This window comes from Micromonospora sp. RTP1Z1, from assembly GCF_033804685.1.
Lineage (GTDB): Bacteria > Actinomycetota > Actinomycetes > Mycobacteriales > Micromonosporaceae > Micromonospora.
In genome coordinates this window covers 37426-47543 of the sequence record NZ_JAPFQV010000051.1, presented here as the reverse complement: position 1 = coordinate 47543, position 10118 = coordinate 37426, and the positions used below count along the sequence as shown (strand labels likewise).

Annotated in this window: 7 protein-coding genes and 1 pseudogene; 5 read left to right on the top strand and 3 right to left on the bottom strand. The window is 70.6% G+C overall.

The window, feature by feature from the left end; all coding sequences use genetic code 11:
* Positions 1 to 410: 410 nt before the first annotated feature.
* The 3 genes and pseudogenes from SLP03_RS22940 to SLP03_RS22925 form a co-directional block, all read left to right on the top strand.
* Complete coding sequence (locus SLP03_RS22940; protein ID WP_319462693.1) at positions 411 to 2150, top strand: hypothetical protein; 1740 nt, start codon at positions 411 to 413, stop codon at positions 2148 to 2150.
* Between the two features lie 484 nt (positions 2151 to 2634).
* Entirely contained in the window at positions 2635 to 3012 is a 378-nt protein-coding gene (locus tag SLP03_RS22930) for a hypothetical protein (protein ID WP_319462692.1), read from the top strand.
* 510 nt (positions 3013 to 3522) lie between these two features.
* A pseudogene (locus tag SLP03_RS22925) lies at positions 3523 to 3623 on the top strand (ADP-ribosylation/crystallin J1); the annotation flags it as partial.
* A gap of 197 nt (positions 3624 to 3820) precedes the next feature.
* Here SLP03_RS22925 and SLP03_RS22920 read toward each other — a convergent pair.
* Positions 3821 to 5044: a hypothetical protein gene (locus SLP03_RS22920; RefSeq protein ID WP_319462691.1), complete on the bottom strand. Its 1224-nt coding sequence runs from the start codon at positions 5042 to 5044 to the stop codon at positions 3821 to 3823.
* Positions 5045 to 5361: 317 nt separating this feature from the next.
* On the opposite strand from SLP03_RS22920, the gene SLP03_RS22915 reads away from it, so the two are divergent.
* Positions 5362 to 6171: a hypothetical protein gene (locus tag SLP03_RS22915; protein ID WP_319462690.1), complete on the top strand. Its 810-nt coding sequence runs from the start codon at positions 5362 to 5364 to the stop codon at positions 6169 to 6171.
* A 138-nt stretch (positions 6172 to 6309) separates the two neighbouring features.
* On the opposite strand, the gene SLP03_RS22910 is transcribed toward SLP03_RS22915, so the two are convergent.
* Together SLP03_RS22910 and SLP03_RS22905 are read right to left on the bottom strand one after the other, a co-directional pair.
* Positions 6310 to 6699, bottom strand: coding sequence for a transposase (locus tag SLP03_RS22910; protein WP_319462689.1), 390 nt, complete (start codon positions 6697 to 6699; stop codon positions 6310 to 6312).
* The gene (locus SLP03_RS22905; RefSeq protein WP_319462688.1) at positions 6696 to 7028 is read right to left on the bottom strand and encodes a hypothetical protein; all 333 of its coding nucleotides are present in this window, start codon (positions 7026 to 7028) and stop codon (positions 6696 to 6698) included. Before SLP03_RS22905 ends, SLP03_RS22910 begins: the two co-directional genes overlap by 4 nt.
* Before the next feature lie 767 nt (positions 7029 to 7795).
* On the opposite strand from SLP03_RS22905, the gene SLP03_RS22900 reads away from it, so the two are divergent.
* Entirely contained in the window at positions 7796 to 9814 is a 2019-nt protein-coding gene (locus SLP03_RS22900; protein WP_319462687.1) for an alpha/beta hydrolase family protein, read from the top strand.
* The last annotated feature ends 304 nt before the right edge of the window (positions 9815 to 10118 follow it).

Genomic DNA, 10118 nt, shown 5'->3' with positions numbered 1-10118 from the left:
ACCATGCCCGTGGTTTCTCTGCAGTGATCGGCTTGCCTAGACAACAGGCATGATCACCGAGAGCCACGGGCACCCTCACGCCGGGGTCCACTCAGGACAGCGCAGCCCCCGCCAACTTCGAAGACCCACTCATCGCCGCCGACCTGGCGCGGGCGTTCGGCACGGCACCGGCCACGGCGGTGCCGGTCGGGTGAGCACCGGTGACCGGCGGTGTGGCGCGGGCGGGCGACCCGATGGACCCGGCGTGGTATCTGATTTCTCCAATTCAGCCAGCAACCTTGTAGCATGCGGCGGACGACGGGCGGCAGCCGGAGCGCGGCTCTGGTACGACCCGGTGGGCGGCATCGCCGGGTCGGGCGGCCGCGGCGCCGGTCAGGCCGGGGCCGGAGTGAGAGAGGAACCTGCTCGGCGTGTTCCAGGAATCGGACCGGATCCGGATGACCGGCGGAAACTCAATTGGCGGGGCGCCAGGCGTCTCGGGCGGGGCGCCAGGCGCCGACCCGCCGGAGGCGTGGGACGCGGAGCTGGCCAAGGCGGTGCGGCACGTCGCCGTGCTGCGCGCCGGGTTCTACGTCGTCGTGCTGCTGGTCGCGCTCGGCGGCCAGGTGTCCGGGGCGATGGAACGGCTCGGCATGCCGTGGTACGTCGCCCTTCCCGCGGTTGGGGCACTGGAGTTGGGCGGCGTCGTGGTGCTGGCGAACGTCGACGTACGCCGTCGACTAGGCGAACCGGCGATCCTGTCCCGCGTGCTGTCGGCCGGCATCGCCGCCGCCGCGGTCGCCTTCAACTGGCTGGCTCACAGCAACCACCTCGAAGGCGGTTTCTACGCGGGCATGTCCCTGCTCGGTTATCTGGCGTGGCTGATGAACACCGAGAACCAGCGGCGGGACCGGCTGCGCGCCAGGCAGCAGCTGCCACCCACGACGCCGGCGTACGAACCGGTTGGGCACTGGTTGCGGCACCCGTGGCTGACCCGCCGTGCCCGCTCGCTGTCCAAGGCCGACCCCGGCCTCGGGCTGTACGGCTCGCTCGACGCGGCCCGCGCGCAGATCCGCGCCGAGCGGCGGCAGGCGGCGCTCAGCAAGGTGTTGCACCGCAAGATCAGCCGAGCACTGGACGCCACCACCGCGGACATCGCCCTGACGGTGTACGACCTCGACGAGATCGCCCGGCGGCTGGCCGAGCACGCGGACTACGACGGGCTCACCGCGCTGATCGCCGCCGATCTGACACCTGCGCGCGTGCTGGCCGGGAACCTGCCGGCGGGCGGCCGCCGCCGCCGATGGCGTCGGGCCGGTCAACCCGACCCCGTCGCACTAGCCTCGGCCGCGCGGCTGCTCGCCGACGCCCCGGAGCGGCTGCTCGCCCACGCCCCCGAGCCGCTCACGGTCGCGGCCCCCGCGCCGGACGCGGCTCCCGCAGCCCCTCCGGCGGACGCGGCCTTCGGCGGCTCAGCGCGGCCAGCGTCGGCCGGGGATGCCGTTCAGCAGGGGAACGCCACCGAGCAGGCGGGAGACGGTGCCGAGCGACCGGGATCGGAGCGGTCCCGGGCGGCGACGCCGGACCGTACCGACCGGCAGTTGAAGCGGTCCGAAAGCACGGGCCAGCTCACCTCGACCACGGATCAGTCCGACCCGCCCCGCGCCTCCGACTGGGCGGCGCTGCACGCGGAACTCGCCCCGCTCCTGCCGGCAGCCGCACCGCGCCGAACCCCGCGCAACACACCAGACCGGTCGGCCACCAGCCGGGCGGAGGCACCGTCGACCACGGACGCGCCAGGCTCCGCCGCCGAGCCGGCCGACACCGCGCCGCCGGCAACGACCCGCAGCGCGGCACCGATGCCGCGAACCGCGACGGGGCAGGCACGTGTGGCCCGAGTCGCCGACCCGGCGGGCGAGCCGGGGCCGATCGCGGCAGTCACGCGAGAGCTACCCCTCGTGGCCGGGCGGGACCTGCCGGACCTGGTAGACACCGCGGCGAGTCGTACCACACCACCCGTCGCGGCCCCCGACGCCGTGGAAGGGGCCACCGAACAACGATCAGCGTCGCGATCGCGGCAGCGCCGGCGGGACGAAACGGACCCGCGACCGGGCTCGGAGACCGTCCGGCGTCGGTCGAACACCCAGTCGGCCGAGGCCGGTCGGCCCTGACCGACAGATCCTCAACGGCCTGATCAACGAATACTCCCAGGCCGCATAGCCGAAACCGAGTTTTCAAGCGGTACAGGGCGCGTGCTCCTGCGCCGCAGCATCCGCATTGGGACCACGGTGGCCCTCCTTGTGCTCGAAGGTTGAGCCGACGCGAATGAGCATCGCGTGCTCCGACACCCGTGAACGGGCTCGTTGCACCCGGAGGCTATTGCCTGCAATAAAATGCGTTTGGACAAGAAGAGGAGCCTCGCTCGGGGCCGCCCTTCCGTCGCATCGACGATCAGCACGGCCTCGGAGTCGCCCAGCTGGCGGCTGACGAACTCGCGTACGTCCGCGCGGACCGCAGCGTCGTCCCACTTCACCCGGGTCAGCCGGTCCTGCATCCCGTCCGGCGAGGCGTCCCCGGCGTGCTCAGCCATCGTCCAGCGGTTCATCGGACCGGCTGTGCGCCGCGATCCCGGTGTACCCGGGGTACGGTCATCCGATGGTGCATGTGCCTTCCCTGCCGCGGCGGGAGCGGCAAGTGCTGGCCGCGCTGTCCGCGGTAGCCGGGCGTTACGGCATCGGCGAGGATCGGCACGCCCCGCGCGCTGAGGCGATCGCCGCAGTGCACGAGGTGACCACAAACCCGTGGCTGCTCGGCATCGAGGCCGGGGTGGCGATGGCCGACCCGACGGGCATTAGCGGGCCAACTCTGAGGCTGCTCGAGGCGGCTGGCGCCGATATGCGGGTGGCCGCCGGGCACGCAGTCGAGGTCCGAGGGTTGGTGCACCGGTGGGTGAAGGCGCACGCGCTGCCTCCCTACGACCAGGGGCTCTACCGCAGTGTGACGGCGAGAGAATCACTAACGCCGGGTCAATAGTGGACAGCCAAGGTGCGTTGCTGTCCATGTCTCGGGCGGGCCGGCCCCCACCTCGCGGTCCCGCCCAATTCGACCCGAACAGCGCACCATGACGCCCCGCCGGAGGCACAAATGATGGCTGAATCGCCCCCCCCCCCGGCACCCACCGCCAGCCTGGCCGGGCCGCAATAATGGCGTAGCTGCGCCTGCGGTTGGAACCTGCCAGCTCATCCCCTTCGACAGGTACGGCAGCGCTCCGGCGAGTGGTGGGCGTAAGCCGTGTTCGGCGGAATCACCTTGCTGATCGCCTGCTTTGCCATGATCGTGGTCGCATTGGCCCGAGGAATTCGGCCTGGGCCGACCCGCCGAACGAAGGGGATGCCGCGTCGCCGGCAGAGCGCGGCGAGGTGCCGTTCGATGGCCTGCTTGTGCGTCGCCACAGCTCGCCCAAGAAGTAAGTTCCAGACGGCTTGGTGGTCGTGGTCGTAGCGGACCCTGTGGCGGCCAACCGGCTCAGAGTAGCTCGAACTCGTGCGCGCCTCCGGTTGGAAGCCTGGCCACCCGGCCTGCCCGGCCAGCCGATCTTCTACCCGGTCCTCAACCGGCAGTACGCCATCATGATTGCCCGAGATCGGCCAAGACTGCTGATGCCGTCCCTGAGGACGGTCCATTCCAGGGCGGCGGCTTGCCTGCTGCTCTCGGTCGGCGAACCTTCCCGGGCCGCTGCATCGCGGCGAATCTGCTGGAATCCAGGCTGGTAGCGCGGTGTCATGTGTCGGGCAGGGACGGGGACAAGGGATGGGCGATGCAGGCGAAGTAGTTGCCCAATTCAGGGGCCGCTTGGTGGACATAGGAGCCGCTCAGCTATTGGTAGCTGTAGGGGGTCCAGGCAGAGGCTGACGACGGGCGCCTTCGGCGAGGGTGGTGCGGTGGTCGGGGCCGGACCGTTGGCCGGGGAGGGCGTAGTGGTCGGCGCCGTATCGGTGGTCGACGCAGGACCGGTGGTCGGGGCCGGATGGGCAGCCGGACCCGCGGCTGCAACCGCTGGTGCGGGGGAGGAGCCCCGGTGCGCCGTGTCTTGGCGCCGGATCCGTCCGTCTACTCCCGGCTCGCCGCCCGTAGGCCGAGTTGCCGTCGGGCCGGTCAGCGGCGCGGCTGTACCGCTGTCCGGCGCCGCCAGCTTGGCGGGGGTGCTCGGGGTGGTGATGCCGATGGCGTTCGGCGCGCCGGTGGTGGCGGTGCCGGGCGCCGCTAGGCCCGCCCGGTACGGCAGGCCGTCCTGCTCCGATTTGGACGTAGCGACAGTCAACGTCGCGCACGCGAATGCGAGGAGTGCTGCGGCGGCGGCCGCTAGGCGATCGGGACGCAGCGGGGTCAGCCGGGCGTGGTCTGGCTGGGCCGGTGGCGGTGGCAGCGGCCGCGTGTTCTGATGGGCATCCAGCAGCGCGTCGATCTGCGCGGCGACGGCGGCGCGTTCCCCGGTGGCGGCGGCGAATGCGAGGGTGAGGTAGAAGCGGAAGTTCACGGAGGTGTCGGCCGGCACCCGCAGCCCGGCGAGCCGACTCCCGTCGGTGGTGTGCAGCAGGGTGAGTGGGACGTCGGGGTGATGCGCGGGCCCCACCATGTCCGTGTATGACCACTCGCGCCGTCTGTCGCGCCCCGAGAAGGCCACCCGATGGTTGGTCACGACGGCCATCCCCACGTCGACGACCCGGAGGTCCCTCGGCAGCGCGCGGCTGGGTGCGCCGACGCTGGCCGCGGCGACGGTCAGCCCCGGCGTGGGTAGCCCGACGATGTGCCGCCCCTCCGCCTCGACCAGCTCCGTGGCCGGCAGCACCCGGTAGACGACCTCGTCGTCGTCGAGGTCCACCGGCAGGCCGGTACGCGGCTGCGTGCACCCGAGGAACTCGGCTGCCTCGATCTGTAGCCGGATCAGCTGGTCATTTCGTCGGTGCCAGGCCTCGGCCTCGGTGTCGTACGCGCGCCGCCGCCGGTCGTTCTCGCGTTCCGCCCACGCGATCCGCCATCGGGGGCGCTCCTCCGTCCGGATCATAATGATCGCTGTAATTTCGCCGTCACACCCGGTACAACCGCTCACGTTCGATCCGGGAAACGTGCGGGATCGATACTTCCCAGTGTTTCCGGTAGGAGAAGATTGATCCGCGGCGATCCGGTGCCGGTTGCTGGGCCCCAGGGGTCGGCGCACCGGGCGCCTCAGCAGCCAGCAGGGCAAGGCTGAACCCCGCCGTACCAGCGTTTACCGGGCTAATCCGGGCGCATTGATGGCTATGCCGTGTCCCGTGAGGTGTTAGGTGGGTTGTACAAGGTGTGACGCCGAAGGAAGAGCCATCTTCACAGGAGGCGACCTGGGTGTGGACGACACAGCCGATCGGCTTGCGCGGATGGCGTGAGCGGTGGGCCGACCGGAAGAACGAGCAGTACCAGCGAGCGTACGACGCCGCGCTAGGGGCGTGGCAGCAGCGGGACACCAAGCTGCGACAGCTGCGAGCGGCGGCGTCTGAGTTCAGGGGGTCGGCGGATGCAGCCGTCGGTCTCTCCCTGGAGTTCTTCCCCGGTGAGGTCGTCTACACCGTGCTGCCCGCTGCCGAGCTCATCGAGGCGGAGGGGCGCCACATCGCCGGCCTCCCCCGGCCCGAACGGGCGGTCCTGGCCACGCCCGACACGACGCTCAGCCCGGTGCTCGCAGACGGGCTCCACGTGGTCGACCCGGGAATGGTGGTGGTGACAGACCGCGCCGTCGTATTCCTCGGCCACGATGGGGTTCGCGAGTGGATGTACGCGCGGCTGAGCGGGGTGGCACACGATCGGAGGGCATCGTTCACCCTGATGCACACGGTCGACGAGAGAAGCATCTCGGGACTGCTCCTGCCGCCGGCCGCCGCCGACGGATTCCGGTTCCACGTGACCCTGGCCTTCGCCGAGGCCATCGGCGAGCGGGCGGCCGTGGTGGCTCAGCTTGACCAGGTGATCACCGCGCACCAGCATGCGCGGCCCTCAACGCCGGCCATGGTCACCTCGGATCAGGCTCCATTGGCAGCAATCGTCACGACGCTGAGTCTCGCCATGGTGGTTCGCCGCGTGCACCCGCCGAATCTCGCGAGCGAGCCAGGCGTCACGGCGCGAGCGGGTCGAAGGCGTGCGCCAGCAGGCGGCCAGTAGGAGCTGGCCGCGAGCTGCCAGCCGTGCTCGCGCAACGCGCGGCAGATCGGCTCGACGCCGAACACCTGCTTGTGCTCGTCGGTGAACCTCACGAGCGCGGCTGTGGCCGATCGAGCTCGGCGATGCTCACTCCTGTTGTCAAGCCGCCACCGCTATCCGGGTTCTCGGCTTGGTCGACGGCAATGTTGCGGCGGTGGCGCCGGCCGGCTGGGATGCGAGGTGTTCGTCGGCGATGAGGGCGGTGAAGACCCGGTCGGACAATCGGCGGCGCAGCAGCCGCAGCGCTTCGGTGCGGGTCTTGCCGGCGGCGAGTTGCCTGTCGACGTAGTCCTTACCAGGGCCGACGCCGCGAGCCTGCGTGGCGGCGATCATGTGCAGGGCGGTGTTGACGACCCGGTTGCCACCGCGGTTGAGCCGCACCCGCACCGTGTTGCCTGACCAGACCGGGATCGGGGCGGTGCCGTTGAACGGAGCGTAGGCGTGCCTGGAGCGGAACCGGGCCGCGCCGGCGGTCTCGCCCAGGATCATCGCGCGCCGAGGACACCGCAGCCGGGAGCGGCGAGCAGGCTGGGCGCCACGACGCGGACCAGGTCGCGTAGTTCCCGCTCCAGGCTGTTGATCTGCACGGTCAGCTCCCGACACCGCACGTGGAGGTTCCGGGCGATCCGAGCCGCCGTGCCCTCGGCCTCGGCCTCGGCGAGCTGGTCGGCGAGGTCGTCGATGACGCAGTAGCGGCGCAGGCCTCGCGACGGGATCTGCAGGCCCGGGTCGAGTTCGCGCAGATGCCACCGCAGGCGGTTGACCAGCTTGGTCCACTCGGCCACCAGATCGCGGCGGTGATCAGACAGGAGTTTCACCTGCCGGCCGTCCAGCTGCGCTACCCGGCAGGTCCGGTTCACGCAGTTCCGCGTGCGCGACCGCAAGGGCGTCGATCGGGTCGGACTTGCTGCTCGCCACCGTCGGCACCACGGTTCGCATTCCTGGTCGGCAGCGGGGACGGTGGCCGGCAGCAACGGCCGGGAGTTGTTCCGCAGGTGGGGAGCTCGTGTGTGGCACGAGACGCGCGCAAGGCGGGTCGGGCCGCTGTGCGGGTGACGCCACTGCGGAGTGTCGAAGGGTGATCGGCCGACCTCGCCAGGCGACAAGAGCGCTTATTGGGCGACCTGGACGAGTCGGGGAGTGCCCGTCATGCGGCGGCGCGGCCGACGACTCGCCCTGGCGACGGTGCGGGGAATGCTTCTGCCCGCCGGCGGCATCGCCACCTGGGGCGCTTGCGACGTGATCATGGACGATCCGCGGTGGCACGACGGGGGCAGCAGCGCAGCTTGCTCAGGACCTTCCAGGCTTCAGGGTCGCGACGGCGCGTTCCTCGCTATGGACCTCGCAGCCATCTCTCGGTTCCTCCGGTGTCAAGGGATGCGATCGCGGAGGCGCGGGCTGGTGGGTATGAGTCTCTGCCCTTGTCGTTCGCATGATCCGGAGTGTGGTTCGGGGGCGAGTGGTGTCGCCGGCGTCGATGGACATCAGTTTGCTGTTGCGGCTTGGCGGCCGGGAGCGATGAACATCGGTAGTGGCCGGCGTCAGGCGGGCGGCCAGTGGAGGGGCGTGAGTTGCGGTGACACGAATGCGTATGGCGTCCGGCCGGTTGACCCTTGCCGTCAGCGTCGTCCTGCTGGCAGTACTGTCCGACGCGATACCCACGACGGCGCTGGCGTCGGGTGCCGCGGGCAGCGGGCCGCCGGATGCCGGGGAGCTGAGAGCCAACTGCGCGGAATACCCGGGCGATGTGACCGTATGCTCGGCCCAGGTGCCCAGCTTCGATGGTTCGCCGCTTGGCGTGGATGTGACGCGGCCGATGCCCGGCACCGGTGACCGCCATCCGATGATCGTGCTGCTGCACGGCTTCGGTAACGACAAGCACGAGTGGGAGTCCACCTCGGATGTCGCCGATGGGGCGGACAAGTACCACTGGAACAGCTACTGGTTCGCCAGACACGGCTACTACGTGATCACCTACACCGCCCGCGGGTTCCGCGACAGTGGCCCACGTGCGAGCTATCAACCGGCGACTCCGGCTGGCGGGGCCCCGACGTGCATGCCGCCCGGCGGCTCGGCTTGTCCGCCGACGGGCACGATACGGGTGAAGAACAAAGACGTCGAGATCCGTGACACGCAATGGCTCGCCAGCCTGACCGCGCTTGCCTATCCCGATATCAACCGGGATCAGGTTGCGGTCAGCGGCGGCTCCTACGGTGGCGGGGAGAGTTGGCTGCAGGCCGCTGCCCAGGCGGGCAGCGAGTACTGGAGCGATTTCCCCGGCCTACCACGACTGCGTCTGCAGGTTGCCGTGCCCAAGTACCCGTGGACGGATCTGGCGTATTCGCTGATGCCCAACGGCCACCCCGGTGGGCCTTCCGGCGCGGCTCCTGGCGAGCCGTACCGCGGGACAGATGAGTACTCGTCCTCACAGGGAGAGCCGGACAGCCGCGGCGTCGGCAACCCAGTTGGCGTCGCCAAGACCAGCTACATCAGTGGCCTCTACGGCCTGGGTACCGCCAACGGCGTCTTCGACGCGGGGTCCCTGGCGCCGCAGAGCAACGGACCGGAACCCTTCACCGCCTGGCTTGGCAGGGTCAACGCAGGTGAGCCGTACGGCGCCCCGGGCCGCGTGGACGACCCGATGATGGCCCAGGTCAGAACCGCCTTCAGCGCCTGGCACTCCGCGTACTACCAGCCCGGGTGGCGCATCGGCCGTAACGTGGGCCGCGAGCCAGCGGTCTTGTCCATCTCCGGCTGGACCGACGACCTGTTCCCGCCGGTGGAGTCGTTTCGGATGTTCAGCTATCTGAAGAGCCTCGACCGGGACTGGCCCGTCGCCGTGATGGTGGGCGACGTCGGGCACTCCCGGGCGCAAAACCCGCCAGCCGTGTGGCAGGCGATCAACCAAGGGGCGTGGACGTTCCTGCAGGCGAACATAGCCGGTAGCCGACCCGCCCGCACCGCCGTCTCCAGCTACCCCACGCGATGCGAGGGCACCGTGACAGCCGCCGACGCGATCAGCGCGCCCAGCCCCGCCGCCCTCGCCAACGGCAGGCTGATCGTCGAATACAAGGGCGACGCACTCCTGCCAGCGACGGCGGGCGCCAGCGACCCGGACGGCCCCGCCACCGACGCCGTCGCGGGCGGCAACACCGCGAGCGGCCCGGCCTGCCGTGTGTCCGCACGACTGACCACGCCGACCGACGGCGGGTACACGTCGCTGTCCGGGCATCTGCCCGCAGAGCAGACCTTCGTCGGCATCGGCCACGTTCAGGCCCGGTACGCCGCGACGCCCGGCGCGGCCGCCGCCGTGTTGATCGCGCGGGTATGGGACGTCTCGCCCAACGGCACTGCCGCGCTGGTAACCCGGGGTGTCTACCGGTTCGACTTCACCGGGTACGACGCCCACAGCGGGGTTGTCCAGGTGCCGCTGTACGGCAACCACTGGACGTTCGCTGCCGGCCACCGTATCCGACTGGACCTGGCTCAGGTCGACCAGCCGACCTACCGGGCACCGAACGCCGCGGTGACGGCGACACTGGACCTCTCCGCCGCACGCCTCGTGCTGCCCGTCCGACAGGACGCCGAGACCACCGTGCCGTAGTGAACGGCACCGGGGCGGCCACCTCAAGGCTCGTGAGCCCGCCGCTGACCGGACCGCCCGTCCGGTGCAACTGCAGCCACACGCCCGGCTCCGGCAGCCACGGCCGATACGCCCAATCATTGGCCGGTACCTGCCGGACCGGTTCGCACCGGTCGACGGGACGGAAAGAGGGTGCCGCGCATGTCTGACTCCTGGGACGTGGTGGTGATCCGCGGCGAGCTGGTGCTTCGTCGATGGATGTTGCGCTTCAGGTGTGGACGCCGATGTCCATTGCGAGGAGCTAACACCTCCGGCACGACGCAGG

Coding starts and splice junctions, on each gene's coding strand:
- SLP03_RS22920 (WP_319462691.1), bottom strand. CDS start 5,044: ATGATCCGGACGGAGGAGCGCCCCCGATGGCGGATCGCGTGGGCGGAA.
- SLP03_RS22930 (WP_319462692.1), top strand. CDS start 2,635: ATGGTGCATGTGCCTTCCCTGCCGCGGCGGGAGCGGCAAGTGCTGGCC.
- SLP03_RS22910 (WP_319462689.1), bottom strand. CDS start 6,699: ATGATCCTGGGCGAGACCGCCGGCGCGGCCCGGTTCCGCTCCAGGCAC.
- SLP03_RS22900 (WP_319462687.1), top strand. CDS start 7,796: ATGCGTATGGCGTCCGGCCGGTTGACCCTTGCCGTCAGCGTCGTCCTG.